This is a genomic window from Paenibacillus sp. MCAF9 (genome assembly GCF_052114265.1).
GTDB lineage: Bacteria > Bacillota > Bacilli > Paenibacillales > Paenibacillaceae > Pristimantibacillus.
In genome coordinates, this window is record NZ_JBFREL010000032.1 from 43,212 (window position 1) to 68,372 (window position 25,161).

Below are 25,161 nucleotides of genomic sequence, written 5' to 3' on the forward strand. Positions count from 1 at the left end.
ACATGAAAGGTATCTTAGGAAAAAAACTTGGTATGACTCAAGTGTTTACTGCTGAAGGTAATGTCGTTCCTGTAACGGTTATCGAAGCTGGACCTTGCGTAGTACTTCAAAAGAAAGACCAAGAAAACGATGGCTACGAAGCAGTTCAATTCGGTTTCTCCGATAAGAAGGAGAGCAGATCGAACAAGCCAGAAGCTGGTCACGCTAAAAAAGCTAACACAACACCTAAGCGCTACGTTCGTGAAATTCGCGGAATTAATCTAGGTGATTATGAAGTTGGCCAAGAAGTTAAAGCTGACCTATTCACAGAAGGCGAATTCGTTGACGTAACAGGTATTTCAAAAGGTAAAGGCTTTGCCGGCGTTATCAAACGTTGGGGACAAAGCACGGGTCCTATGTCTCACGGTTCCCGTTACCACCGTGGACCAGGTTCGATGGGTTCTATCCAAGCGAACCGTGTACCGAAAGGCAAACGCCTTCCAGGACATATGGGTCACGAAACAATTACGATTCAAAAGCTTGAAGTTATCCGTGTAGATGTAGAACGTAACGTTCTTCTAATAAAAGGTTCGATTCCGGGCCCGAAAAACGGATTCGTAAAAGTTAAGCAAACTGTTAAGAAATAATTGATCTTAAAGAAAGGAGGAACAGGAAATGCCAAAAGTAACAGTATATAACGTGAGTGGCGCGCAAGTGGGCGAACTTGAACTGGCTGAAACGGTTTTCGGAATTCAACCAAATGTTCACGTTTTGCACAGTGCTGTTGTTAATCAACAAGCATCTGAACGCTTCGGCAATCACAAAACTAAAGGACGCTCCGAAGTACGCGGTGGCGGTCGTAAACCTTGGAAACAAAAAGGTACTGGCCGTGCTCGTCAAGGTAGTATTCGCTCCCCGCAATGGGTTGGCGGCGGTGTGGTTTTCGGACCGACTCCACGCTCTTATGGCTTCAAACTTCCTAAGAAAGTTCGTCGTCTAGCGATTAAATCAGCATTGTCTTCGAAAGTGATTGCAAACGAGATTATCGTTTTGGATCAACTGACATTTGCAGCTCCTAAGACGAAAGAATTCGCAGCAATTCTAAGCAACCTTAAAGTTGGCCGCAAAGCTCTTGTAGTAACGGCTAATTATGAAGATAACGTAGCATTGTCTGCTCGTAACATCCCAGGTGTGAAGTTCGTTGCAGCTGACGGCATCAATGTTCTGGATGTTTTGGTGCATGACAACCTTATCATCACTAAAGAAGCAGTAGAGAAAGTACAGGAGGTGCTTGCGTAATGAAAAATCCACGCGATATTATCAAGCGCCCGGTTATCACGGAACGTACGAGCGATTACATGGTTGATAAAAAGTATGTTTTCGAAGTTGATCTTCGTTCAAACAAAACTGAAATCAAACTTGCGATTGAATCAATCTTTAAAGTAAAAGTAACCGGCGTTAACACAATGCGTGTTGCGGGTAAACCGAAACGTTATGGTAAACATAGCGGATACAGACCGGATTGGAAAAAAGCCATCGTTCAATTGAGCGCTGATAGCAAAGAACTTGAATTCTTTGAAACGTCTGTTTAGAAAAGGAGGAAATCAAAGTGCCTATTAAAAAGTACAAACCGACCTCTCCTGCACGTCGTAACATGTCGGTCTCGACTTTCGAAGAGATCACGACAAGTACACCGGAGAAATCGTTGCTTGCTCCGCTTTTCAAAAAAGCTGGACGCAACAACCAAGGTAAAATTACGGTTCGTCACCATGGCGGCGGACACAAACGTAAATACCGTATCATCGACTTCAAACGTACTAAAGACGGTATCGTTGGTAACGTAGCTACGATCGAGTATGATCCAAACCGTTCTTCCAACATCGCTTTGATCCATTATGTTGATGGTGCAAAAGCATATATCATCGCTCCTAAAGGCTTGAAAGTTGGAGATCAAGTGGTATCTGGAGTAGGCTCTGATATTAAACCCGGCAATGCAATGCCGCTTGTTAATATCCCTGTCGGTACAGTTATCCACAACATCGAATTGAAACCAGGCAAAGGCGGACAACTTGTTCGTGCAGCTGGTACTAGTGCTCAACTTCTTGGTAAAGAAGAAAACTATGTATCCGTTCGTTTGTCTTCAGGTGAAGTTCGTCGTATCTTGAACACTTGCCGTGCAACAATTGGTTCTGTTGGTAACGAAGATCACGAACTCGTGAAAATCGGTAAAGCCGGCCGTAACCGTTGGTTAGGCAATCGTCCAACTGTACGTGGTGTTGTCATGAACCCTAACGATCACCCACACGGTGGTGGTGAAGGCCGTGCTCCAATCGGACGTAAATCTCCGTTGTCACCATGGGGTAAACCAACTCTTGGTTACAAAACACGTAAGAAGAAAAAAGCATCAAGCCAATACATTATTCGTCGTCGCACGAAATAATAGCTGCTTGATAAAAACCGCGTGATACGAAAGTATCGCTACCGCTTATTTGAAGGGAGGAACACAAATGGGTCGCAGTTTAAAGAAAGGTCCGTTTATTGACGGATACCTGCTTAAAAAAGTCGAGGTATTGAACGAAGCTGAGAAAAAGGTCGTTATCAAAACCTGGTCCCGCCGCTCGACCATTTTCCCACAATTCATAGGTCACACGTTTGCGGTATATGACGGACGCAAGCACGTGCCTGTATATGTAACGGAAGATATGGTTGGACACAAGCTTGGTGAATTTGCACCAACTCGTACGTATAAAGGCCATGCCGGTGAAGACAAAAAAACGGGCAGACGTTAATTTGCCCTTAAACATCTCTAACTGAACGAGAGGAGGTTCCTACATGCCAGAAGCTAAAGCGCACGCTAAATATATTCGTATTGCACCTCGTAAAGCACAGCTTGTTGCGGATTTGATTCGCGGTAAACAAGTTGGCGAAGCAATCGCGATTTTGCGTCACACGCCTAAGTCTGCATCCCCAATTTTGGAGAAGCTGTTGAACTCTGCGATTGCTAACGCTGAGCATAACTACCAGCTTGACGTGAACAAATTGGTTATCTCGCAAGCCTTTGTTAACCAAGGGCCAACGATGAAACGTTTCCGTCCACGTGCGATGGGTCGCGCAAGCCGGATCAATAAAAGAACCAGCCACATTACCTTGGTGGTATCTGAAAAATAAGGAGGGAATACGTGTGGGTCAAAAGGTAAATCCAATAGGCTTCCGGGTCGGTGTTATCCGTGATTGGGAGTCCAAATGGTTCGCTGGCAAAGATTTCGGCGATCTTCTTATGGAAGACGTTAAAATCCGTGAATATTTGAAAAACAAGCTGAAAGACGCAGCAGTTTCTCACATCGAGATCGAACGTGCAGCTAACCGCGTGAACGTTACGATTCAAACCGCAAAACCAGGTATGGTTATTGGTAAAGGCGGTTCAGAGGTAGAAAACCTACGTACTGAGCTTGGTAAAATTTCTAAAGGCAAAAAAGTTCACATCAACATTTCTGAAATCAAACATGCAGATCTTGACGCTATTCTTGTAGCTGAAAGCATTGCACAACAACTTGAGCGTCGTGTATCTTTCCGTCGCGCATTGAAGCAAGCAATTCAACGCTCCATGCGTTCAGGTGCTAAAGGGATTAAAACCGCAGTTAGCGGTCGTCTCGGTGGCGCGGAAATCGCACGTTCGGAAGGCTACAGCGAAGGAACAGTACCACTTCATACACTACGTGCAGATATCGATTATGGCACGGCTGAAGCGGCTACAACATACGGCCGTATCGGCGTAAAAGTATGGATCTATCGCGGCGAAGTCCTTCCGATTAAGAAGAAAGCTCCCCAGGAAGGAGGCAACTAATCATGTTGGTACCTAAACGTGTCAAACACCGCAAACAACAACGCGGTCATATGAAGGGTCGCGCTAAAGGCGGCACTACAGTAGCATTCGGTGAATTCGGTCTACAAGCTCTAGAACCATCATGGATCACAAACCGTCAGATTGAAGCGGCTCGTATCGCTATGACTCGCTACATTAAACGTGGCGGTAAAGTTTGGATCAAGATTTTCCCTGCAAAACCAATTACTCAAAAGCCTCTTGAAGTGCGTATGGGTAGTGGTAAAGGTAACGTTGAGAAATGGGTAGCCGTAGTTAAACCAGGTAAAATCCTGTTTGAACTTGCTGGTGTATCCGAAGAAACCGCTCGTGAAGCGATGCGTCTTGCGGCTCATAAATTGCCAATCAAGACTAAATTCGTGAAGCGTGAAGAAGTGGGTGGTGAAGCAAATGAAAGCTAGTGAATTTAGAAACCTAACCTCTGCTGAGCTTGAACAACAGGTCGCTGGTTTTAAAGAAGAGCTTTTCAATCTTCGTTTCCAACTGGCTACTGGCCAATTGGATAACCCGACTCGGATCCGTGATGTGCGTAAAGGAATCGCTCGTGCTAAAACGATTTTGCGTGAAAGAGAACTCGGAATTAGCAGCTAGTAAATCCCTTACATGAATGCATAATCATGGCTGAAGGAAGGAGGAAGAACATGAGCGAACGCAATGCCCGCAAAGTGTTAATTGGCAAAGTGGTAAGCGACAAGATGGATAAAACAATCGTAGTTGCTATTGAAACATATAAAAAACACGAATTGTACCATAAACGCATTAAAGTTACGAAAAAATTTAAAGCGCACGATGAAAATAACCAAGCGAAGATTGGCGACATCGTGAAAATCATGGAGACTCGTCCGCTATCGAAAGATAAGCGCTTCAGACTTGTGGAAGTTGTTGAAGTTGCTGTTATTATCTAATGAGCGTATGCAGTATCTGAGCATTTTTCCGAAAGGAGGACGTTGAAATGATTCAACCATTTTCGCGCTTAGCGGTTGCTGACAACTCTGGCGCAAAACAATTGATGTGTATCCGTGTACTTGGTGGAACGGGACGTCGCGTTGGACACATCGGCGATTTGATCGTTTGCTCAGTAAAACAAGCAACACCAGGCGGCGTTGTCAAAAAGGGTGACGTTGTTAAAGCGGTTATCGTTCGTACAAAACGTTCGGTTCGTCGTAAAGACGGTTCGTACATCGCATTTGACGAAAACGCAGCTGTTATCGTTAAAGAAGACAAAAGCCCACGTGGCACACGTATCTTTGGACCAGTTGCCCGTGAACTTCGCGATAGAGATTTCATGAAAATCGTATCGCTTGCTCCAGAAGTAATCTAACAACCTATATAAGCTTGAAAGCACAAGCGTGCAGGAGGTGTAACTCATGCCAAGGCTGAAAAAAGTACTCGAATCCCATAACAACAAATTGCACGTGAAAAAAGACGATACGGTTATCGTAATTACCGGTAAAGATAAAGGTAAGAAGGGCCGCGTTATCGCTGCATACCCGCGTGAAAATCGCGTTCTTGTAGAAGGTGTAAATACTGTTAAGAAACATACTCGTCCATCACAAGCTAACCCACAGGGCGGTATTATCGAACAAGAAGCACCAATTCACGTATCAAACGTTATGCATATCGATCCGAAGAGCGGTAAAGTAACACGTATCGGATACAAAGTGCTAGACAACGGCAAGAAAGTTCGGATCGCGAAACGTTCCGGAGAAGTAATCGACTAATCGTTACGGTAGGAAAGGAGGTCCATGATCAATGGCAGCAAGATTGAAAGGTCGTTTCTTAAACGAAATAACTCCTGCTCTTATGCAGAAGTTCAACTATACGTCTGTTATGCAAGTGCCGAAAATTGAGAAGGTAGTTATCAACATGGGGGTAGGCGAAGCGGTTTCCAATTCGAAAATCCTTGATGTAGCTGTTGAAGAACTACGTATCATTTCCGGTCAAAAACCAGTCGTTACTCGTGCGAAGAAGTCTATTGCAGGCTTTAAGCTTCGTGAGAACATGCCAATCGGGGTTAAAGTTACTTTGCGCGGTGAGCGCATGTACCATTTCCTTGATAAACTGTTCAACATTTCTCTTCCGCGTGTACGTGACTTCCGCGGTGTATCAAACAAAGCTTTTGATGGCCGCGGTAACTATACGCTTGGTTTGAAAGAGCAATTGATATTCCCAGAGATCGAGTACGACAAAGTCGATAAAGTGCGCGGTATGGACATCGTCATCGTCACGACGGCAAAAACGGACGAAGAATCTCGTGAACTGCTGACCCAAATGGGCATGCCGTTTACGAAGTAATCCACTTTTAGGAGGTGTAATACCCAGTGGCAAAAACTTCGATGAAAGTGAAGCAACAACGCACACCGAAATTTAAAGTGCGCGCGTATACGCGCTGTGAGCGTTGCGGCCGTCCGCATTCTGTTTTGCAAAAGTTTAAAGTTTGCCGGATTTGTTTCCGTGAGTTAGCACATAAGGGCCAGATTCCTGGCGTTAAAAAAGCAAGCTGGTAATCAGCCTAGTTTGGGAAGGAGGTTAACACAATGGTTATGTCTGATCCGGTTGCAGATATGTTGACGCGTATTCGTAACGCGAATGTCGTTCGTCACGAGACCGTGGAAATGCCCGCTTCGAAAATGAAGAAGCAAATCGCTGAGATTTTGAAGCGCGAGGGTTTTATCCGCGACGCTGAATATATCGAAGACAACAAACAAGGGATTATCCGTATTTTCTTGAAATACGGCCCTAACCAAGAACGCGTTATTACTGGCTTGAAACGTATTTCAAAACCAGGCCTTCGCGTTTATACACAATCAACTGAAATCCCTCGTGTACTCGGTGGACTTGGAATTGCAATTATTTCCACTTCCAAAGGGATTATGACTGATAAAGAAGCTCGCCAAGTTAAATCTGGCGGCGAAGTAGTTTGCTACGTTTGGTAAGTAACAAGTCACAAAGATAGGAGGTGTAACAATGTCCCGTATTGGTCGCAAACCAATCCAAGTGCCTAACGGCGTAACAATCAGCTTGGACAACACAGTTATTACTGTAAAAGGACCGAAAGGCTCACTTTCCCGTGAAATTCACAAAGATATGGTTGTGAATGTAACTGAAACTGAAATCCTAGTAGAACGTCCTTCCGATAATAAATTGCATCGCTCGTTGCACGGAACAACTCGCAGCATCATCGCTAACATGGTGAGCGGCGTTACTGAAGGCTTCTCCAAAAACTTGGAGCTAGTTGGCGTAGGTTACCGTGCAAGCAAAACTGGAGACAAAATCACACTTAACGTTGGTTACTCTCACCCAGTTGAGATCACTCCAGATAGCGGCATCGAGTTTGACGTTCCTGCGAACACTAAGATTACTGTTCGTGGTATCGATAAAGAACTAGTTGGCGCAACTGCAGCGAAAATTCGTTCAGTACGTGAACCAGAACCGTATAAAGGTAAAGGTATCAAGTATGAAGGCGAACGCATCATCCGCAAAGAAGGTAAAGCTGGTAAGAAAAAATAAGCAAACGGTTCGTTTGCTTAAGATAGCGTCTTAAGGCTGAAAGAAAGGAGTGAACTTTGTATGATTACGAAAGGCGACAAAAACAAGGCTCGTCTGAAAAGACACCTTCGTGTTCGTAAAAAAATTAACGGTACAGCTGCACGTCCGCGTCTATCTGTATTCCGTTCCTCCAAGCATATGTATGCTCAATTAATCGACGATGTTTCAGGAGTAACAATCGTTTCTGCATCCACACAGGATAAAGAATTGACTGAAGCAATTGGCAACGGTGGTAACATCGATGCAGCTAGCAAAGTCGGAGAATTGATTGCGAAACGCGCTCAAGCTAAGGGTGTAACCCAAGTAGTATTTGATCGCGGCGGTTACTTGTATCACGGCAGAATTCAGGCACTTGCTACAGCAGCTCGTGAAGCTGGCCTAGAATTCTAATCGACTTTATTTATAAGGAGGTTAAACGACTTGCGTGTAGATCCAAATACGTTAGAACTGACTGAAAAAGTTGTTAATATCAATCGCGTATCTAAAGTTGTAAAAGGCGGACGCCGTTTCAGCTTTAGTGCACTAGTAGTAGTCGGCGACGGTAAAGGCTACGTTGGCGCAGGGATCGGTAAAGCAGGCGAAGTACCTGATGCAATCCGCAAAGGTATTGAAGATGCTAAGAAAAACCTGATCCACGTACCAATCGTTGGCACGACTATTCCCCATCTTGTACTCGGACATTTCGGTGCAGGTGAAGTTCTTTTGAAGCCAGCTTCAGAAGGTACTGGCGTTATCGCTGGCGGCCCAGTTCGTGCAGTTCTTGAACTTGCTGGTGTCGGCGACATCTTGACGAAATCGCTAGGTTCTTCGAACTCCATGAATATGGTTAATGCAACGCTTGAAGGTCTTTCCCGTCTTAAACGCGTGGAAGAAGTTGCTAAGCTTCGTGGAAAAACAGTCGAAGAGCTGTTACGCTAAGGAGGGAAATAAGATGGCAAAATTGCAAATCACCCTCGTTCGCAGTTTAATCGGTCGCAACGAGAAACAACGTGCAACGGTTGAGTCTTTCGGTCTTAAGAAGATTCGTCAAGCAGTTGTTTTGAACGATAGCCCAGCTGTCCGCGGCATGGTTAACACTGTTAGTCACTTGGTAAAAGTAGAAGAAGTACAAGAATAGATAGCTGTTCCAAGAAATAAATAAGGAGGTGCACGAACGATGAAATTGCATGAGCTAGCACCAGCACCGGGCTCAACCCAAGCGCCAAAGCGCAAAGGTCGCGGTATCGGTTCCGGTAACGGTAAAACCGCCGGTAAAGGTCACAAAGGTCAAAACGCTCGTTCCGGCGGCGGCGTTCGTCCTGGTTTCGAGGGCGGACAAAATCCTTTGTATCGTCGAGTGCCGAAACGCGGATTTAACAACCCGTTCCGCAAAGAGTACGCAATTGTCAACATTGAAGAGCTAAATGCTTTTGCAGCAGGTACTGAAGTCACTCCAGAAGTTCTCATCGAGACTGGGATCGTTAAGAACCCGCTCGCAGGAATCAAAATTTTGGGTAATGGTGAAGTTAGCGTTACACTTACTGTTAAAGCAAACAAGTTCTCTCAATCTGCGGTAGAGAAAATCCAGGCTGCCGGCGGTAAAACCGAGGTGATCTAATTGTTCAAGACCGTGTCCAATATTTGGAAAGTGGCGGATCTTCGTACAAGGATCCTCTTCACCCTTTTCATCCTATTAATATACCGCATCGGTGCTTTTATTCCGGTACCTGATGTAAACAAAGATGTGTTTAAGCAAGTTAATACAGCCGGTTCGGAACTGTTCGGCTTGCTTAACACGTTTTCCGGCGGTGCTTTGTTCCAATTCTCTATCTTTGCAATCGGAATTACCCCATATATTACAGCGTCGATTATCGTACAGTTGTTGTCTATGGATGTTATCCCGAAATTTGCTGAGTGGGCAAAGGAAGGCGAGAACGGTAAACGTAAGCTCGCACAAATCACTCGTTATGGTACGATTGTTCTTGGTATGATCCAAGGTTTCGCAACAGCGATCGGCTTTAACCGTCAATACGGTTATGAAATGATCGTTGGCGCAACATTCGTTGATTACTTGCTTATCGCTATTATCTTGACAGCAGGTACTGCTTTCTTGATGTGGCTGGGTGAGCAAATTACGGAAAAAGGAATCGGAAATGGTATTTCCATTCTTATCTTTGCAGCAATCGCAGCTGGTATTCCTGGACACATTCGTACGATCGTCGAAGATCAGTTCGTAGGTGCTCAAGACCAACTGTTCCTGAACATTATCAAAATGGTACTGATTCTGATTGCGATTATCGCAATCATCGTCGGTGTTATATTCGTACAGCAAGGTATTCGTAAAATTCCTGTTCAATACGCAAAACGTGTTGTTGGACGGAAAATGTACGGCGGACAATCGACGCACATTCCGATGAAAGTGAACGGCGCAGGCGTTATTCCGGTCATTTTCGCGGTTTCACTCATCATGTTCCCGGTTACGATTGCTCAGTTTTGGTCCACTCAGGGTTGGGCAGACTGGATTATTAAGAATATGAGCTATGACCAGCCGCTTGGTATGGTATTGTACGTATTGTTAATCATCGGGTTTACCTTCTTCTACACTTTCGTTCAGATTAATCCGGTTCAAATGGCCGATCAAATGAAGAAAAATGGCGGATATATTCCAGGTATTCGTCCAGGAAAGCCAACTTCGTCTTACCTAACACGCGTTATGTCGCGTATTACGTTGACAGGTGCAATTTTCTTGGCCGTTATCTCAATCATTCCGGTATTCTTCGGGACACTTGCTGGATTACCTAAGTCAGTGCAGCTAGGTGGTACTTCATTACTAATCGTTATCGGTGTTGCACTTGATACGATGAAGCAAATCGAGAGCCAGTTGATCAAACGCCATTACAAAGGGTTTATCAATAAATAACAATAGGTTCTGACCGGGCTTCCGCGTTCGTCAACAGGCGCTCTGCGGCAGCCCGCCCGAGCCTATTGTGCTTAAAGCGAGGAACTCAGCAATGAACATTTTATTCATGGGCCCTCCGGGTGCCGGTAAAGGTACACAAGCTGAACGGATCGTAGAAGAGTTCGGTATTCCCCACATTTCCACTGGTGATGCATTCCGCCTCGCTATGAAACAAGGAACCGCACTTGGAATCAAAGCGAAAGAGTATGTCGATCAAGGCTTGCTCGTTCCCGATGAGATCACGAACGGCATTGTAAAGGAAAGACTTGAACAAGCCGATTGCAAAAATGGATTCTTGCTCGACGGGTTTCCTCGCACACTGCAGCAAGCAGAAGCACTTGATGTTATGCTTGCGGAGCTCGGACGCAGTATTGACCATGTTGTAAATTTAAAAGTTGATCGCAGCTTGCTGCTTGCTCGTTTGACGGGCAGACGCATATCGAAAACGACTGGTACGACTTATCATGTAATCTTTAATCCACCTAAGGTCGAAGGTATCTGCGACAAAGACGGCGGAGAATTGTATCAGCGATCTGATGATACAGAGGAAAAGGTCGGAACTCGTTTGGATGAGTATACTTCCAAAACCGCACCTCTACTCGATTACTACAGTGCTAAAGGTCTCCTTCGCGAAGTCGACGGCGAGAAGGACATTGATGTTGTAACATCAGACATCGTTTCCTGCTTGCGAGGTTCATTGTAATGATTATATGCAAATCCGAATCGGAGCTGCGTTATATGAGGGAAGCAGGACGCATTGTTGCGGAAACGCATCGATTGATGGCGCAGGCTGTGAAACCMGGCATCACTACTCGTGAGCTTGACCAAATCGCTGAAACGTACATTAAGAGTCAAAATGCGATTCCTTCCTTCAAAGGTTACAATGGTTTCCCTTCCAGCATTTGTGCTTCTGTGAATGATGAGCTGGTGCACGGCTTCCCTGGGTCACGCAAGTTGAACGAAGGCGATATAATTAGTATCGATATCGGTGCGCAATTTGAAGGCTATCACGGTGATTCAGCTTGGACCTATGCGGTAGGAGCTGTAACCCCTGAAGTTCAGAAGTTGCTCGATGTGACGGAAGCATCCCTTTATGCGGGGCTTGCGCTCGTCAAACCGGATATTAGGCTATATACAATTTCGCATGCTATTCAAAAGGTAATTGAAGATGCAGGATTCTCCGTAGTACGGGAATACGTAGGGCACGGAATCGGCGCGGACCTCCATGAGGAACCACAAATACCGAACTACGGCATACCAGATCGCGGACCTCGTCTGAAGACCGGAATGGTGCTTGCAATCGAACCAATGGTTAATATCGGTGAACGATATGTCCGGACGCTCGAAGACAATTGGACGGTTGTAACGGAAGACGGCTCATGGTGTGCTCATTTCGAGCATACAGTAGCTGTTACAGAGGACGGCTTTGAAATATTGACCATTTTGCCGCAGCAGCCATAGTATGACGATGGAAGCTCGTCCCCAGATTGGTCAGTTCGTCAAAGTACTTCGCGGTAAAGATGAGGAAAGCTATGCTGTTATCCTAGCAATCGTTGATGAGCGATTCGTCATGATTGCCGATGGCCATAAGCGCCGATTCGATGGACCGAAGAAAAAGAACGTTCTGCATCTCGAGTTACAACCTGCAATTAGTTCTGAGGTTTCTAGCAGTATGCAAGAGACCGGCAGGGTGACCAACGCAAAGTTACGTTATGCAATTCAGAAGTATTTAAATGCGAAAGGAGAATGACGGTTGGCTAAGGAAGACATCATTGAGGTCGAAGGTACGGTTATTGAACCGTTGCCGAATGCCACGTTCAAGGTGGAGCTGGAGAACGGTCATCAAATTCTCGCACATGTTTCCGGTAAGCTCAGAATGCACTTTATTCGCATCCTGACAGGAGACAAGGTGGTTATACAGTTATCGCCTTATGATTTATCAAAAGGGCGCATCACCTATCGTAAATAGGCTCAATTTGGAGCTTATTACGAAAGATTCGGGAGGTAATCACAATGAAGGTTAGACCTTCGGTAAAGCCGATCTGCGAAAAATGCAAAGTCATTCGTCGCAAAGGCAACGTTATGGTGATTTGTGAAAATCCGAAACACAAACAAAAACAAGGATAGAAGGAGGGGAATATAGCCTATGGCACGTATAGCTGGTGTAGACTTGCCGCGTGACAAACGCGTCGAAATCGCCCTGACATACATTTTCGGTATCGGCAAAACAACGTCGCAAAAACTTTTGAATACAGCTGAAGTTAGCTACGACACTCGTGTTCGTGACTTGACAGAAGACGAACTTGCTCGCCTTCGCGAAGCAATTGATAAATCTGTTAAAGTAGAAGGCGACTTGCGTCGTGAAATTTCACTTAACATTAAACGTCTGACTGAAATCGGATGCTACCGTGGACTTCGTCACCGTCGCGGCTTGCCTGTTCGCGGTCAACGTACTAAGACAAATGCACGTACGCGTAAAGGTCCTCGTCGGACTGTAGCTAACAAGAAGAAATAAGAAGGGAGGATAATGGACAATGGCTAAACCAAAAAAAGTCGTTCGTACAAAACGCCGCGACCGGAAGAATATTGAGACTGGCGTTGCGCACATTCGCTCGACATTCAACAATACGATCGTTACGATCACGGATCCTCACGGCAATGCAATTTCATGGGCAAGCTCTGGCAACATGGGCTTCAGAGGCTCACGTAAGAGCACGCCTTTCGCAGCGCAAATGGCTGCTGAAACAGCTGCTAAAGCTGCGATGGAGCATGGCATGAGAACTGTAGAAGTGATGGTAAAAGGACCAGGCGCTGGCCGCGAAGCTGCGATTCGTTCGCTTCAAGCTGCTGGATTGGAAGTTAACCTCATTAAAGACGTAACACCAGTTCCTCATAACGGATGCCGTCCTCCGAAACGTCGTCGCGTATAGTTGGATCTGATGTGGTATCAAATATCAACAACTTGTGAATAATGGTTGTGAAGGTTTGGCATACTACAAGGTTTGACTTAAAATAACGTAAGCTAACGGAGCGACGTTTGAAGGAGGGTACTATTAGTGATTGAGATCGAAAAGCCGAAAATCGAAACCGTAGAACTGAATGATGAAGGAACTTACGGACGTTTCGTCGTCGAGCCGCTTGAACGCGGATATGGCACGACGCTTGGGAATTCGCTTCGCCGAATTTTGTTGTCGTCGTTGCCGGGTGCAGCAGTAACTTCGGTTCAAATCGATGGAGTGCTTCACGAGTTCTCTACGGTTCCCGGAGTGATTGAGGATGTTACCGAAATCATTCTGAACCTGAAGGGCCTCTCGTTGAAAATCCACTCCGATGAAGAAAAGGTGTTGGAAATCGACGCGGATGGCGAAGGGAATATTACAGCGGGCGACATTCGAGCAGACAGCGATGTCGAGATTTTAAGCCCTGATCTTCACATCGCAACCTTGGCCTCCGGCGCGCGGCTCCATATGCGGGTATTTGCTAATCGGGGACGCGGTTACGTGCAAGCGGATCGCAACAAGAAAGACGAACAACCGATTGGTGTAATTCCTGTAGATTCGATTTACACGCCAATTACTCGTGTAAATTATAGCGTTGAAAATACGCGTGTTGGTCAAGTAACTAACTACGACAAGTTAACGCTTGAAGTATGGACTGACGGTAGTATTAGACCGGAAGAGGCTGTGAGCCTCGGCGCTAAAATTTTGACCGAGCATTTGGACTTGTTCGTTGGATTGACCGATGAAGCCAAAGACGCTGAAATAATGGTTGAGAAGGAAGAAGATAAGAAAGAGAAAGTTCTAGAGATGACGATCGAGGAACTTGATCTTTCCGTCCGTTCTTACAACTGCTTGAAACGCGCTGGAATCAACACGGTTCAAGAGCTAATTACGAAATCCGAAGAGGATATGATGAAGGTCCGTAACCTAGGCCGTAAATCCCTCGAGGAAGTTCAAGAGAAGCTTGAAGAGCTTGGTTTGGGCCTTCGCATGGAAGAGTAGTAACCAACTAGTGAAGACTTAAGAGCAAGGGAGGGGAAAACAAGATGGCATATCAAAAATTAGGACGTGACGCTAGTGCACGGAAAGCTTTGTTCCGTGACCTCGTTACTGACTTGTTCCTTTATGAGCGTATTCAAACGACTGAAGCTAAAGCGAAAGAAGTTCGTTCAATCGCTGAGAAGCTGATCACTAAAGCTAAGCAAGGTGATCTTCATGCTCGTCGTCAAGTAGCTGCTTATGTTCGTCGCGAAACTGTCGATGGTACACAAGACGCTATTCAAAAGCTATTCTCCGATCTAGCACCTCGCTATGCGGAGCGTGCAGGCGGCTACACGCGTATACTAAAACTAGGACCCCGTCGCGGCGATGCTGCGCCTATGGTTTACCTAGAATTGGTTGACCGCGCGTAGGTTACCTAATAAATGAAATGTATAAGCTTGTCCACAGCGTTAAACCTTGTCCAAGCTTTATACGCGAGCGGTAAACGGCTTGTGCCTGCCAACGTGGGGGATGAGCTGCCAACGCAATAAAATATAAGCAAGTATTAGGGTCTCCCTATACTTCTTATATTTTAATGAAAAGGGTGGACCCTTGCGGCCACCTTTTTTTGTTTGAAAAGAATGATTTGTTATTCATGCCAGGGGCAATAGATGAGCTTGTGTGATACCTACAGGTGTCCATAAGGCTTAGCATCTTAGGTTCTCTTAGCAAGAGGGAATTTTGGACGTTTAGGTATCCCTATAGTTAAAGGGGGGGATAGGTTGAGGAATATATGCGTAAAGGTCAGTTATGACGGGGCAGGCTTCAACGGTTTTCAGACGCAGCCTTACGGCAGAACGGTTCAGGGTGAAATAGAGAAGGCCATAAAGAAGCTGACGGGCGAGACGACCATTATTATTGGCTCGGGTCGCACAGATGCGGGAGTGCATGCGCGGGGACAAATATTCAATTTCTATACGGAATCTACGATTCCGACAGAGAGATGGGCGATTGCGCTTAATACGCGGTTGCCGAAGGATATCGTCATTATTGAAGCATTCGATGTGCCAGAACATTTTCATGCAAGAAGATCCGCTAAGCGCAAAACGTATCGCTATACGATTGATACTGGTAAGTTTCCTGATGTATTTGGCCGACAATATCGCTTTCATCATCCGACGCCGCTTGATGTGGATGCGATGCGGGAAGGTCTCAGCTACCTAGTAGGTAAACATGACTTTACTTCCTTCACATCAATACATTCAACCAAGCCTCATCATATTCGTACAATCTATGAAGCAGATTTTGTTCAGGAAGGCCCAATCGTGCATATGTACGTGACAGGCAATGGTTTTCTGTACAATATGGTTCGAGTCATTATGGGAACTTTATTATGGGTTGGCGAAGGGAAGATGGCTTCATCGGAGATCAAAAACATCCTTGAGGGGCGAAATCGTTCGCTTGCTGGTCCTACGGCAATGCCGCATGGATTGATGTTGATGGATGTTGAATATTCCAGCGAAATACAGGGATAAATCACTATAAATTACTTGCACTTACTTATTCTTTATAGTAGAATATAACTTGTGCTTTCGAAGTGGCTAACCCACAGCCCCGACTGAGATTGTCACAAACTTGGCTATCAACAATGAACAAACAAATCAACGTTTACGTTGTTATAAAAACGATTAATGTATGAAATTAAGGAGGATCATCCATGCGTACCACTTATATGGCTAAATCAACTGAAGTTGATCGTAAATGGTTCGTCGTCGATGCGGAAGGCAAAACGCTAGGCCGCTTGGCGAGTGAAGTTGCTGCCCTGATCCGCGGCAAACACAAACCGACATTTACGCCACATGTTGATACAGGCGATTTCGTTGTTGTTATCAACGCTGAAAAAATCCATCTGACAGGTAAGAAAATGTCAGATAAAATTTACTACAGTCACTCCATGTACTCCGGCGGATTGAAATCCACTCCGGCTCAAGAGATGATTAAAAACAAGCCAGAACGCGTAATCGAACTGGCTGTACACGGCATGTTGCCTAAGAACCGTCTTGGTAACAAAATGAAGCTTAAACTTAAAGTATACGCAGGTGCTGAACATCCGCATCAAGCACAAAACCCTGAAGTTTACGAACTTCGCGGGTAATAAAGAGGAGGACAAGTTTCATGGCTCAAGTGCAATACTATGGAACCGGTCGTCGTAAACACTCTGTTGCACGTGTACGTCTTGTGCCGGGTGAAGGACGAATCATTATTAACAAACGCGACCTTAATGAATATTTTGGTCTAGAAACATTGAAGCTGATCGTAAAACAACCGCTTAACCTTACTGACACATTGTCTAACTACGATGTACTAGTAATTGCTAACGGCGGCGGTATGTCCGGTCAAGCAGGCGCTATCCGTCACGGTATTTCACGTGCTTTGCTTAAAGCAGACCCTGAATTCCGTCCGGCTCTAAAACGTGCTGGCTTCCTAACTCGTGATCCGCGTATGAAAGAGCGTAAAAAATACGGTCTTAAAGCGGCTCGTCGCGCTCCACAATTCTCGAAACGTTAATACTTCAAAATGTCTTCTCTGCTTGCCAGAGAGGGCATTTTTTTGTTTTAAGAAGAAAAGCTACAACCAATTTAGACTATTTTACTGCTATTCCCTTAAAAACACCTTTGCTGATCGGAAGATGCATAAGGTGTTTTTTGGTGCGTCCAATAAAATTTCAAACTTTATTTCATTTTGGTTAAAACTTATATTGAACATTTCACTTTTTGGACGTATAATTTTTATACAGAGCAATTTACTAGGAATTAAAAACGGAGGGCAAAAAAAATGAACCTTTTTGAAAAAGAAGCGCTTATCAAACAAAAGGAAGTTGAGCTCGAAAACGCAACACCGGAAGAAATTATTGCGTTTGCGGTAGAAACTTTCCCAAATATTACGTTTGCATGCAGCTTTGGTGCTGAAGATGTTGTGCTTGTTGATATGCTGCAGAAAATTAGCCCGAAAACGGACATTTTCTATTTAGATACGGATTACCATTTCAAAGAGACGTATGAGACTCGTGATTTGATGGCTAAGCGCTACCCAGGCATTCCATTCGTAGAAGTAAAGCCTGAAATTACACCTGAGGAGCAAGCTGCTCAGTTTGGCGAAGAGCTTTGGAAATCCGATGCGAACGCATGCTGCAACATTCGTAAAGTTAAACCATTAACCCAAATTCTTTCGAAATATGATGCTTGGATTACGGGTATTCGCCGCGATCAAGCACCTACTCGTGCGAATTCCAAAAAAATTGAGTATGACACAAAATTCGGGCTCGTTAAATTTAATCCAATCGCTCACTGGACATCCGAGGACGTATGGAACTATATTCGCGAGAATGATGTTATTTACAACCCGTTGCATGATCAAAACTACCCGAGCATCGGCTGCGAGCAGTGCACGCGCAAAGTAATGCCTGGTGAAGATCCACGCGCTGGACGCTGGTCGGGTCAAGAAAAAACAGAATGCGGATTGCATAAATAAGCACTCTCGAGGAGGAGCAATATCAATGAGTCAAATTCTACCGCACGGCGGCGTACTCGTTAACCGTGTCGCTACGGGCGAACAACGTGATGCATTACTAGCTGAAGCTGCTACCCTTAAATCGATTACGATCAACACTTGGGCTATATCTGACCTTGATTTGATCGCAGTTGGTGCATTTTCCCCACTTACTGGTTTTTTGAACGAAGCTGATTACCAGTCCGTTGTGAAAGACATGCGTCTAGCAAATGGCACGGTATGGAGCATTCCTATTACACTTGCTGTAGAAGAAGCGAAGGCAGCAGAGTTGTCCACAGGGGAACGTGCAGCGCTAGTCGGTGAAGATGGCGTAACATACGCAATTATCAGCATTGATAGCATTTACTCGGTTGACCATAAAGTAGAAGCAGTGAATGTGTTCAAGACTGATGATTTGGAGCACCCAGGTGTCCAAAAGCTGTTCGAACGCTCTTCCATAAATGTAGGCGGAGAAATTACGGTGCTGAACCGTCCGCAGCCTGAGAAGTTTAACGAGTTTTATTTTGACCCAGCGGAGACGCGTCGTTTATTTGCAGAAAAGGGCTGGAAAACCGTTGTTGGCTTCCAAACTCGCAATCCGGTTCACCGCGCGCATGAATACATTCAAAAAACAGCAATGGAAATCGTAGATGCGCTTTTCCTCAATCCGCTCGTTGGTGAAACGAAATCGGACGATGTTCCTGCGAATGTACGGATGAAGAGCTATCTCGCACTGCTTGACAACTATTATCCGAAGGATCGTGTATTCCTTGGCGTATTCCCGGCAGCTATGCGTTACGCAGGACCTCGTGAGGCGATCTTCCATGCTCTTGTTCGTAAAAACTATGGCTGCTCGCATTTTATTGTTGGACGCGATCATGCCGGTGTAGGCGACTACTATGGAACATACGAAGCACAGGATCTGCTCAAAACGATTCCAGTAGAGGATCTAGGCATTACTCCACTTTATTTCGAGCACAGCTTCTTCTGCAAAGAATGCGGCAACATGGCTACATCAAAAACTTGCCCTCATGACAAGGAGCATCATTTGACGCTTTCGGGTACGAAGGTACGCGCATTGCTGCGCGATGGCATTTGCCCGCCGCCTGAGTTTTCCCGTCCTGAGGTTGCTAAAATACTGATTGAAGGCATGTCTGAGCAGCCAGTAGTTTAATTAACCGAATAACTTAAGGTTTGTCTCATAAACGACCATCTCGTCCCATATAAATGAATGTGTGCATTTGGCTTGATTAAGCTGCTTGCTGCTGTATATTCATTTGATGGAAAACGGGGTGGTTTTTTTATGCGCCGAATTGATCGGCATGTTGTCATTTGGTTGACGTATAAAGGCTTAATTCGCATCAGTATCGGATTGCTGGTTATTGCACTAACGGGCATACTGCTTACACAATCGATGCCTTCAAAAAAAGCATGGTCTTATTGGACGCTGCCTTTGTCGGGCAAGACTATAGCCATTGATGCCGGGCATGGCGGGGCTGATGGCGGTGCGGTCAGTAAGCAGGGCATTATCGAAAAGGATTTAAACTTAGCGATTGCGCTGTATTTGCGCGATTATTTGCAGCAGGCTGGAGCGGTCGTCGTTATGACAAGGGAAGGGGATTACGATCTTGCTACAGGGGACTCAAGAGCCTACAGCAAGCGCAAGACAGAGGATTTAAAGAAGCGAGTGTCCCTTATTAAAAGCAGCAACCCGGCCGCAGTCATAAGCATACATATGAACAGTATCCCTTCAGCTAAGTGGACGGGTGCACAAACCTTTTTTCATCCGGACAATCACCCAGACAATCGGATTCTCGCAACCTTCATACAAGATGAGATTAAACGCAATTTAGGAAATACGACAAGAGTTGCCGCTACCGTAAAGGATGTTTATGTGCTGAAGGCAATCGAGAATATCCCGACGGTACTCGTTGAGGTGGGCTTTCTATCTAACCCCGGAGAATCACAGCGGCTTGCGGATACGGAGTACCAAAGATCGGTAGCTGCCTCCATCTATGAGGGTATTCTAAGATATACTGCAGGGGAGAAGCTGAGCGGCAGCGTGCTGCAAGATGAGGTAACCGACAAGTAAGAAACCTTTCGCCGAAAATGAAGCAAAGCTGCACCCTATGACTTGGTTCATGGGCTTACTGTGTTATACTAACTATTATATAGTTTTAATTATATAAAGGTGGGACTGAGCCTATGTTGACACGAGAGCAAGTTATAGAGGCCGTCGAAATCGTGACGGCACAGCATAAAGCGGATGGGGTTACCATCCGCGATGTAATGGTTCGGGACCGTCAAGTTTCGATGACGGTCCTTGGGTCTGGCGCGGCAATGGAGCCCGCGCTGGAAGCCTCGCTCCGCGAGGCGCTGGCGCGCCTGGGCGCCGAAACCGTGCATTTCCGGTTTCGGGCCGAGGCAGCGCCTGCCGCAGGCGCAGGCGTGTCTACGCCGCCGCCAGCGGCAGCTGCAGCACCGGCTGCGGCTAGCGCCGGTGCTGGCAATTCTAGCGGCCCAGCGCCCGTTCAGGGGCACGGGGCCGGCTTAGCTAACCCGCTGCTGGATCCTGCCAGCGGGGTGCAGTTCATCGCCGTCGCGAGTGGCAAGGGCGGCGTCGGCAAATCGACAGTGACCGTCAACTTGGCGGTCGCTTTAGCCCGCAGGGGCAAGCGCGTCGGCATCATCGATGCGGATATCTACGGCTTCAGCGTGCCGGATATGATGGGGATCGAAGAGCGCCCGGATGTTGTGAATGAACGGGTCATCCCTATTGAGAAGTTTGGCGTTAAGGTGATGTCCATGGGCTTCTTCGTAGAGGACAACAGCCCAATCGTGTGGCGCGGGCCGATGCTTGGCAAAATGCTGCGCAACTTCTTCCAAGAGATTGAATGGGGCGAGCTTGACTACCTGCTGCTAGACCTTCCGCCGGGTACGGGAGATGTAGCGCTTGATGTTCATCAGATTATTCCGCAAAGCAAAGAAATTATCGTAACTACCCCGCATGCTACAGCAGCATTCGTTGCAGCTAGGGCAGGCGCAATGGCGATTAAGACGGAACACGAAATCATTGGAATCGTTGAGAATATGTCCTATTTCGAATCTAAAGTTACCGGCGAGAGAGAATATGTATTTGGCCGCGGTGGCGGCGCACGCCTCGCAGAGACGCTTCATTCAGATCTGCTTGCTCAAATTCCATTGGGGGCGCCAGACAATCATGTATCTGAGCCTGACTTTGCACCGTCGGTATACAAAGCCGATACTGAAACAGGGAAGATGTACTTGGAGCTTGCAGACAGCGTATTAGCGAAATGCGGTAAATAGTCGAATAACAAAAGCCCGAACCATTGTCTAAGGCAGCTAATCATTGCTGCCATGCGGACAACCTGTTCGGGCTTTTTTGAATTCATTTTATGCGATGAAAACAATACCTCTACCGCTACATAGCCGAATCGCCGCCTTGTTCATCTCCACCGCCTGAATCGTCTCCGCCGCCGCCACCTTCTTCATCAGACTTTTGCTCACCGCCTGATTCTTCTTTCTTTTTATCTACTTTCTGGTCTGGACTTGGTTTAAGCTCTTCTTGTACCGCTTTTTTCATCAGATCAAGCACTTCAAGTCGAAACAATGGATTTTGCATCGCATCCTGCATAAGGGACATCACTTCCTTGCGGTATTGCGTACTTTGCAGCACCTCAAGAATCATCTTGTCCATTTCTGGGTTTTTAAGCACCTTAATTAAATCAGCTTGATAGGAGGGGTCCTTTATTAGTTCTTTATGGATTTGTTTATTTTGCTTATTAACGGATTTGGCAAATTCCCCCGCGAAACGTGGATCAACCATAAGCTTTTTGATTACCTTGTCGTACTGAGGAGAAATAAGGACATCCTTAACCGCTAAGCGAACCTCCTCCTGATCCTGCACAGACAGCAGCTTAGAGGTTTGGCCACTATAACCGGAAATTTGCTGTGATGACTCCTGCAGCGCTTTTTGCGCATCCTCCGTTTTGAGGATATCAATAACCATCGTTTTCAAATCCTTGTAGCTGACCTGTTCATTACTACCTCCAGAGGACTCGGCGCCACAGCCTGATAAAACAAATAACATGGCTGAAATAACCGAAAATAAAGCAAAGCTCTTACGCATGATTCGCAAGCTCCTTCCTATGTCATTGCTGCTGCATACCGTTTGGATAAACAAATCGTTCGAAAAGTGATGGATCGTATAGTTATTATGTACAAAGTTCACCGGATTATCATGGACAGACTTTAGCTTTTTATTGTGAACGTGGTAAAATAAAGGGTAATGTGGATAACAGGAGGATAATGAACGTGAATTTAAAAAAGTGGTTCTTTTTATTTTGGAGCGGCATGGTAGTAGGCGGGCTTGCCTGCGTAATTACCGGTGCGTTGATGGCTTGGGTAGATCCGGAGTTTGGGTTCTTAGGCTTTAAAGCTGTCGGCTTTAATGCATTAATGATGGGTTTGGTCGGTTTAATGATTGGAGCATTTAGCCAAATGGGCTTTTTCGCTTATTTAACGTTAAACTATATCGCTCTTAGCGTATTCGGCAAAAAATATTTATGGAATGCACTGCAAGGCTATACGACGATATTCGCAGCAATAGGGCTGGGGTATATGTTGTATGAGCAGCGCCTGAACAACTGGTTTTTCTGGACATTGCCGCTTACCCTGCTTCTATTTTCTGTTGTAGTATCATGGTTCAAGGTTAAGCAAACGAACAAAACCGCTTTTGTGCCAACCATGTTTTTGATGTTCTTTATTACATTCATTGAGTCTTGGCCTGCGCTGCAGGGTGAAACGAACGTATCTGCTATTGTATTTATGATGGTTCCTTTATTCGTCTGCAATGCATACCAAATTATGATGATGCACCGTTTGGTCAAAAAACAAACAACCGACTCAGCAGCGATTGCTGCGAAGCCGGTCGTTTAACTTAATATTCTAGTTCAGCAGCATTAATTTGCGGGAATGTAGAGGATGTCTTGTCCTGCACCGCTTTGCCGTCAACCTCAGTTTGTGTGATGAGGTCGGTTACCGTAACAAACTCATAGCCTTTTTCACGCAGCTGATCAATAACGATCGGAAGCGCCTCATGTGTCTGCTTTACGGAATCACTCGCATGGAACAAAATGATGTCGCCAGGATGAGCACGCGTAACGACCCGATTAATAATTTTGTCGGTGCCGATGTTCATCCAGTCGAGTGAATCCGTATCCCACTGAATTACCTTATATTGCAGCTCTTCAGCAATGCGCAGTACCCGCTTGTCAAAATCTCCGTTAGGAAGTCGGATCAATTTCGGTTGTTTTCCCGTTACGTCGGATAGAATGGTGTGTGCAGTCGTAATTTGTTTGCGAATTTCTTCATCGCTAAGCTTGCTGTAATTATCATGTTTGTGGCCATGGCTGCCTATTTCATAACCAGCCTCTTGAATCTTTCTGACGATCTCGGGATGGGACTGGCTCCATGGTGAAGATAAGAAGAACGTAGCCTGCTTAATGTTTTTCTCTTTTAGCACATTAAGAATGGGTTCCGTGCGTTTATCGCCCCAACTAATGTCAAAGGTAAGAGCAACAACCTTTTTGTCAGTGGGTACGCTGTAGATTGCAGCTGGCTGCTGCGGAGCAAAGACGGTGATGTTGTCACGTTCGGCATAAATGATGCCAATGGAAAATACGACAGCGATAGCAATTAAGAAATACCTTTTCAACTTTCGGCCATTCAGAACATAAAAAACGTTCATTGGGAAGGGCACTCCTCTCTAATGGAAGCTTGTACAAAGATAAGAAAGTATAAATCCGACCTTTATACTTCACTTATCCTTAATTGCGAAACGAGTATTTGCCTCCAACGAAGGCTGCCGTCGTTTACGCTTGTAGTACAATCTATGCTCGTACTACAGAGATATTCATCCATCTTGCGAACTTACAAGCTGCGGAGGGGATAAAATGTTTAAATGGCGTTTGATTTGGGAGCATTTTAAGCAAATGAATCCCTATATAGCGTTTGGATCCATATTATTTTTAGCAGGAATGGTTATCGGAGGCACGAACCCGGCGTTCAGAGCTTTTCTTGATGAACAGCTGAAGGGGCTAGGACAGCTTGCTGAAATGATCGATGATTCCAAAAATCCAACGTTAACGATGATGATCTTTATTTTTTTGAATAATGCGGTCAAATCAATACTGGTTATGTACTTAGGTGCTTTGTTTGGGGTATTGCCATTCTTTTTCTTAGTTGTAAATGGAATGATGATCGGTTATTTACTGAAAACGACAGCTGAGCTTCATGGCGGCGGGTATGTGATGGAGCTTATTGTTAAAGGTTTGCTGCCGCACGGAATACTGGAAATTCCCGCGATTATTATTGCATGTGCTTATGGCATGCGTTTTGGAGTACTTATCTTCAAAGCGGTCGGATCTCTTGTATTTGCAAGATCTAAGACTGGGAATATAAGCCGAGAGCTTGAAAGCTTCGTTGTTCGTACCGTTCCTGTCATGGTTATTTTGACGATTACACTGCTTATTGCAGCGGTAATTGAAAGTACAATTACATTATGGTTGTTGCAGATGTAATAATTTTTCCAATATTTGAGCATAACAGTAAAGCAGTGTCGAAACGCATTTGCGTGAGACGTTGCTTTTTTGTTCGTTAAAGGACGATCAAGTTGCGCTTTTCAACTTAAGGAGGTCACTCACGGCTATGCTCGGAATACTATTCAACGATAAAGAATGCAAAGAACTTGACTACGTCCTTCGCAAAGAGCTGGATGAAATGCTGCTCGACTTGAATGATTCAAGATTAGATGGTGATATTAAGCAAGCGATAACCAGAAGATATAAGATCATCTTCCGTATGTACGCACGTATTGCCTCCCCGAAAGAGCTATCGCGTTATGCATTAAATGCGCGTTCTTATCGATAAAAATAGGTTTTAAAACTTTTTTTGAAAAAGGGGTTGCATTTAATTGGGCCCCTGTGATATATTATTTCTTGTCGCCGCTGAGACACACGCGGTTGACACGAAAGAATGAATTGTTCTTTGAAAACTGAACAACGAGTAATAACTGCCTCGCAAATCCTTCGGGATAAGCGAAAAAAGCGATAAAATGTAATGAGCATTTCAAACACCAATTTGGAGAGTTTGATCCTGGCTCAGGACGAACGCTGGCGGCGTGCCTAATACATGCAAGTCGAGCGGAGTTGATGAGGTGCTTGCACCTCTGATACTTAGCGGCGGACGGGTGAGTAACACGTGGG

At 45.4% G+C, this 25,161-nt stretch carries 42 protein-coding genes and 1 rRNA gene; 41 read left to right on the forward strand and 2 right to left on the reverse strand.

Annotated elements, in window-relative coordinates:
- The first annotated feature begins 2 nt into the window (after positions 1 to 2).
- From rplC to AB4Z45_RS28365, 37 genes are all read left to right on the forward strand, one after another.
- Positions 3 to 626, forward strand: coding sequence for a 50S ribosomal protein L3 (rplC, locus tag AB4Z45_RS28185; protein ID WP_076271429.1), 624 nt, complete (start codon positions 3 to 5; stop codon positions 624 to 626).
- 28 nt (positions 627 to 654) lie between these two features.
- A complete protein-coding gene (rplD, locus tag AB4Z45_RS28190; RefSeq protein WP_053373899.1) occupies positions 655 to 1,278 on the forward strand; it encodes a 50S ribosomal protein L4 in 624 nt (207 codons plus the stop codon).
- Entirely contained in the window at positions 1,278 to 1,571 is a 294-nt protein-coding gene (gene rplW, locus AB4Z45_RS28195) for a 50S ribosomal protein L23 (RefSeq protein WP_054025324.1), read from the forward strand. The genes rplD and rplW overlap by 1 nt, the downstream gene beginning before the upstream one ends.
- A 17-nt stretch (positions 1,572 to 1,588) precedes the next feature.
- Positions 1,589 to 2,419 (forward strand): 50S ribosomal protein L2, encoded by an 831-nt coding sequence (rplB, locus tag AB4Z45_RS28200; RefSeq protein ID WP_076271428.1) that lies wholly within the window; start codon positions 1,589 to 1,591, stop codon positions 2,417 to 2,419.
- A gap of 67 nt (positions 2,420 to 2,486) precedes the next feature.
- The gene (gene rpsS, locus AB4Z45_RS28205) at positions 2,487 to 2,768 is read left to right on the forward strand and encodes a 30S ribosomal protein S19 (RefSeq protein WP_053373902.1); all 282 of its coding nucleotides are present in this window, start codon (positions 2,487 to 2,489) and stop codon (positions 2,766 to 2,768) included.
- A gap of 43 nt (positions 2,769 to 2,811) precedes the next feature.
- Positions 2,812 to 3,147: a 50S ribosomal protein L22 gene (gene rplV / locus AB4Z45_RS28210; RefSeq protein ID WP_076271427.1), complete on the forward strand. Its 336-nt coding sequence runs from the start codon at positions 2,812 to 2,814 to the stop codon at positions 3,145 to 3,147.
- 13 nt (positions 3,148 to 3,160) lie between these two features.
- Positions 3,161 to 3,823: a 30S ribosomal protein S3 gene (rpsC, locus tag AB4Z45_RS28215; RefSeq protein ID WP_054025321.1), complete on the forward strand. Its 663-nt coding sequence runs from the start codon at positions 3,161 to 3,163 to the stop codon at positions 3,821 to 3,823.
- 2 nt (positions 3,824 to 3,825) lie between these two features.
- Positions 3,826 to 4,260, forward strand: a complete 435-nt coding sequence (gene rplP, locus AB4Z45_RS28220; RefSeq protein WP_028609647.1) for a 50S ribosomal protein L16 — start codon at positions 3,826 to 3,828, stop codon at positions 4,258 to 4,260.
- Positions 4,250 to 4,450 carry a 50S ribosomal protein L29 gene (rpmC, locus tag AB4Z45_RS28225; protein WP_053373905.1) on the forward strand — a complete coding sequence of 67 codons (201 nt, stop codon included), beginning with the start codon at positions 4,250 to 4,252 and terminating at the stop codon, positions 4,448 to 4,450. The genes rplP and rpmC overlap by 11 nt, the downstream gene beginning before the upstream one ends.
- 50 nt (positions 4,451 to 4,500) lie before the next feature.
- On the forward strand, positions 4,501 to 4,764 hold the full coding sequence (gene rpsQ / locus AB4Z45_RS28230) for a 30S ribosomal protein S17 (RefSeq protein ID WP_076271426.1): 264 nt from the start codon (positions 4,501 to 4,503) through the stop codon (positions 4,762 to 4,764).
- Between the two features lie 47 nt (positions 4,765 to 4,811).
- Positions 4,812 to 5,180: a 50S ribosomal protein L14 gene (gene rplN, locus AB4Z45_RS28235; protein WP_076271425.1), complete on the forward strand. Its 369-nt coding sequence runs from the start codon at positions 4,812 to 4,814 to the stop codon at positions 5,178 to 5,180.
- Positions 5,181 to 5,226: 46 nt separating this feature from the next.
- Positions 5,227 to 5,580 carry a 50S ribosomal protein L24 gene (rplX, locus tag AB4Z45_RS28240; RefSeq protein ID WP_076271424.1) on the forward strand — a complete coding sequence of 118 codons (354 nt, stop codon included), beginning with the start codon at positions 5,227 to 5,229 and terminating at the stop codon, positions 5,578 to 5,580.
- Between the two features lie 31 nt (positions 5,581 to 5,611).
- Complete coding sequence (gene rplE, locus AB4Z45_RS28245; protein WP_053373908.1) at positions 5,612 to 6,154, forward strand: 50S ribosomal protein L5; 543 nt, start codon at positions 5,612 to 5,614, stop codon at positions 6,152 to 6,154.
- A gap of 26 nt (positions 6,155 to 6,180) precedes the next feature.
- Entirely contained in the window at positions 6,181 to 6,366 is a 186-nt protein-coding gene (locus AB4Z45_RS28250; protein WP_054025317.1) for a type Z 30S ribosomal protein S14, read from the forward strand.
- A 30-nt stretch (positions 6,367 to 6,396) separates the two neighbouring features.
- A complete protein-coding gene (gene rpsH / locus AB4Z45_RS28255; RefSeq protein ID WP_053373909.1) occupies positions 6,397 to 6,795 on the forward strand; it encodes a 30S ribosomal protein S8 in 399 nt (132 codons plus the stop codon).
- A 31-nt stretch (positions 6,796 to 6,826) separates the two neighbouring features.
- Entirely contained in the window at positions 6,827 to 7,369 is a 543-nt protein-coding gene (gene rplF, locus AB4Z45_RS28260; protein WP_076271423.1) for a 50S ribosomal protein L6, read from the forward strand.
- A 60-nt stretch (positions 7,370 to 7,429) separates the two neighbouring features.
- Positions 7,430 to 7,798 carry a 50S ribosomal protein L18 gene (gene rplR / locus AB4Z45_RS28265; RefSeq protein WP_054025315.1) on the forward strand — a complete coding sequence of 123 codons (369 nt, stop codon included), beginning with the start codon at positions 7,430 to 7,432 and terminating at the stop codon, positions 7,796 to 7,798.
- Between the two features lie 30 nt (positions 7,799 to 7,828).
- Positions 7,829 to 8,326 (forward strand): 30S ribosomal protein S5, encoded by a 498-nt coding sequence (rpsE, locus tag AB4Z45_RS28270; protein ID WP_054025314.1) that lies wholly within the window; start codon positions 7,829 to 7,831, stop codon positions 8,324 to 8,326.
- Positions 8,327 to 8,339: 13 nt separating this feature from the next.
- The gene (rpmD, locus tag AB4Z45_RS28275) at positions 8,340 to 8,525 is read left to right on the forward strand and encodes a 50S ribosomal protein L30 (RefSeq protein ID WP_076271422.1); all 186 of its coding nucleotides are present in this window, start codon (positions 8,340 to 8,342) and stop codon (positions 8,523 to 8,525) included.
- 39 nt (positions 8,526 to 8,564) lie between these two features.
- Positions 8,565 to 9,005: a 50S ribosomal protein L15 gene (rplO, locus tag AB4Z45_RS28280; RefSeq protein ID WP_053373914.1), complete on the forward strand. Its 441-nt coding sequence runs from the start codon at positions 8,565 to 8,567 to the stop codon at positions 9,003 to 9,005.
- Positions 9,006 to 10,307, forward strand: a complete 1,302-nt coding sequence (gene secY, locus AB4Z45_RS28285) for a preprotein translocase subunit SecY (protein ID WP_076271421.1) — start codon at positions 9,006 to 9,008, stop codon at positions 10,305 to 10,307. It begins immediately after the preceding gene.
- A gap of 91 nt (positions 10,308 to 10,398) precedes the next feature.
- Positions 10,399 to 11,049, forward strand: a complete 651-nt coding sequence (locus tag AB4Z45_RS28290; RefSeq protein WP_076271420.1) for an adenylate kinase — start codon at positions 10,399 to 10,401, stop codon at positions 11,047 to 11,049.
- Positions 11,049 to 11,807 (forward strand): type I methionyl aminopeptidase, encoded by a 759-nt coding sequence (gene map / locus AB4Z45_RS28295; RefSeq protein WP_339205286.1) that lies wholly within the window; start codon positions 11,049 to 11,051, stop codon positions 11,805 to 11,807. Before AB4Z45_RS28290 ends, map begins: the two co-directional genes overlap by 1 nt.
- Before the next feature lie 7 nt (positions 11,808 to 11,814).
- Positions 11,815 to 12,096, forward strand: a complete 282-nt coding sequence (locus AB4Z45_RS28300; RefSeq protein WP_144376900.1) for a KOW domain-containing RNA-binding protein — start codon at positions 11,815 to 11,817, stop codon at positions 12,094 to 12,096.
- Between the two features lie 3 nt (positions 12,097 to 12,099).
- Positions 12,100 to 12,315, forward strand: a complete 216-nt coding sequence (gene infA / locus AB4Z45_RS28305) for a translation initiation factor IF-1 (protein WP_053373919.1) — start codon at positions 12,100 to 12,102, stop codon at positions 12,313 to 12,315.
- 44 nt (positions 12,316 to 12,359) lie between these two features.
- The gene (gene rpmJ, locus AB4Z45_RS28310; protein WP_003333770.1) at positions 12,360 to 12,473 is read left to right on the forward strand and encodes a 50S ribosomal protein L36; all 114 of its coding nucleotides are present in this window, start codon (positions 12,360 to 12,362) and stop codon (positions 12,471 to 12,473) included.
- 19 nt (positions 12,474 to 12,492) lie between these two features.
- Positions 12,493 to 12,861 carry a 30S ribosomal protein S13 gene (rpsM, locus tag AB4Z45_RS28315; RefSeq protein ID WP_054025308.1) on the forward strand — a complete coding sequence of 123 codons (369 nt, stop codon included), beginning with the start codon at positions 12,493 to 12,495 and terminating at the stop codon, positions 12,859 to 12,861.
- Between the two features lie 19 nt (positions 12,862 to 12,880).
- Positions 12,881 to 13,276 (forward strand): 30S ribosomal protein S11, encoded by a 396-nt coding sequence (gene rpsK / locus AB4Z45_RS28320; protein WP_054025307.1) that lies wholly within the window; start codon positions 12,881 to 12,883, stop codon positions 13,274 to 13,276.
- 126 nt (positions 13,277 to 13,402) lie between these two features.
- The gene (locus tag AB4Z45_RS28325) at positions 13,403 to 14,347 is read left to right on the forward strand and encodes a DNA-directed RNA polymerase subunit alpha (protein ID WP_053373922.1); all 945 of its coding nucleotides are present in this window, start codon (positions 13,403 to 13,405) and stop codon (positions 14,345 to 14,347) included.
- A 44-nt stretch (positions 14,348 to 14,391) separates the two neighbouring features.
- The gene (gene rplQ / locus AB4Z45_RS28330) at positions 14,392 to 14,757 is read left to right on the forward strand and encodes a 50S ribosomal protein L17 (protein WP_076271417.1); all 366 of its coding nucleotides are present in this window, start codon (positions 14,392 to 14,394) and stop codon (positions 14,755 to 14,757) included.
- 351 nt (positions 14,758 to 15,108) lie between these two features.
- Positions 15,109 to 15,861, forward strand: a complete 753-nt coding sequence (gene truA, locus AB4Z45_RS28335) for a tRNA pseudouridine(38-40) synthase TruA (RefSeq protein ID WP_054025305.1) — start codon at positions 15,109 to 15,111, stop codon at positions 15,859 to 15,861.
- Positions 15,862 to 16,043: 182 nt separating this feature from the next.
- Positions 16,044 to 16,481: a 50S ribosomal protein L13 gene (rplM, locus tag AB4Z45_RS28340; RefSeq protein ID WP_054025304.1), complete on the forward strand. Its 438-nt coding sequence runs from the start codon at positions 16,044 to 16,046 to the stop codon at positions 16,479 to 16,481.
- Between the two features lie 20 nt (positions 16,482 to 16,501).
- Positions 16,502 to 16,894: a 30S ribosomal protein S9 gene (rpsI, locus tag AB4Z45_RS28345; protein WP_054025303.1), complete on the forward strand. Its 393-nt coding sequence runs from the start codon at positions 16,502 to 16,504 to the stop codon at positions 16,892 to 16,894.
- Positions 16,895 to 17,161: 267 nt separating this feature from the next.
- Positions 17,162 to 17,857, forward strand: coding sequence for a phosphoadenylyl-sulfate reductase (locus tag AB4Z45_RS28350; protein ID WP_441912733.1), 696 nt, complete (start codon positions 17,162 to 17,164; stop codon positions 17,855 to 17,857).
- 25 nt (positions 17,858 to 17,882) lie between these two features.
- On the forward strand, positions 17,883 to 19,049 hold the full coding sequence (sat, locus tag AB4Z45_RS28355; RefSeq protein WP_441912734.1) for a sulfate adenylyltransferase: 1,167 nt from the start codon (positions 17,883 to 17,885) through the stop codon (positions 19,047 to 19,049).
- Between the two features lie 129 nt (positions 19,050 to 19,178).
- The gene (cwlD, locus tag AB4Z45_RS28360; protein WP_441912735.1) at positions 19,179 to 19,967 is read left to right on the forward strand and encodes an N-acetylmuramoyl-L-alanine amidase CwlD; all 789 of its coding nucleotides are present in this window, start codon (positions 19,179 to 19,181) and stop codon (positions 19,965 to 19,967) included.
- 113 nt (positions 19,968 to 20,080) lie between these two features.
- Positions 20,081 to 21,202 (forward strand): P-loop NTPase, encoded by a 1,122-nt coding sequence (locus AB4Z45_RS28365; RefSeq protein WP_441912736.1) that lies wholly within the window; start codon positions 20,081 to 20,083, stop codon positions 21,200 to 21,202.
- Positions 21,203 to 21,317: 115 nt separating this feature from the next.
- Here the strand turns inward: AB4Z45_RS28365 and gerD are convergent, their stop codons facing one another.
- The gene (gene gerD, locus AB4Z45_RS28370) at positions 21,318 to 22,025 is read right to left on the reverse strand and encodes a spore germination lipoprotein GerD (protein ID WP_441912737.1); all 708 of its coding nucleotides are present in this window, start codon (positions 22,023 to 22,025) and stop codon (positions 21,318 to 21,320) included.
- 185 nt (positions 22,026 to 22,210) lie between these two features.
- Here gerD and AB4Z45_RS28375 point away from each other — a divergent pair, with 185 nt between their 5' ends.
- Positions 22,211 to 22,834, forward strand: a complete 624-nt coding sequence (locus AB4Z45_RS28375; RefSeq protein WP_441912738.1) for a KinB-signaling pathway activation protein — start codon at positions 22,211 to 22,213, stop codon at positions 22,832 to 22,834.
- 1 nt (position 22,835) lies between these two features.
- On the opposite strand, the gene pdaB is transcribed toward AB4Z45_RS28375, so the two are convergent.
- Complete coding sequence (pdaB, locus tag AB4Z45_RS28380) at positions 22,836 to 23,645, reverse strand: polysaccharide deacetylase family sporulation protein PdaB (protein ID WP_076271411.1); 810 nt, start codon at positions 23,643 to 23,645, stop codon at positions 22,836 to 22,838.
- 205 nt (positions 23,646 to 23,850) lie between these two features.
- On the opposite strand from pdaB, the gene AB4Z45_RS28385 reads away from it, so the two are divergent.
- From AB4Z45_RS28385 to AB4Z45_RS28395, 3 genes are all read left to right on the forward strand, one after another.
- Entirely contained in the window at positions 23,851 to 24,477 is a 627-nt protein-coding gene (locus AB4Z45_RS28385) for a stage II sporulation protein M (protein ID WP_430058125.1), read from the forward strand.
- A gap of 127 nt (positions 24,478 to 24,604) precedes the next feature.
- Positions 24,605 to 24,826 carry a hypothetical protein gene (locus tag AB4Z45_RS28390; RefSeq protein WP_053373934.1) on the forward strand — a complete coding sequence of 74 codons (222 nt, stop codon included), beginning with the start codon at positions 24,605 to 24,607 and terminating at the stop codon, positions 24,824 to 24,826.
- Between the two features lie 207 nt (positions 24,827 to 25,033).
- Positions 25,034 to 25,161: ribosomal RNA gene (locus AB4Z45_RS28395) — 16S ribosomal RNA — on the forward strand; the annotation flags it as partial.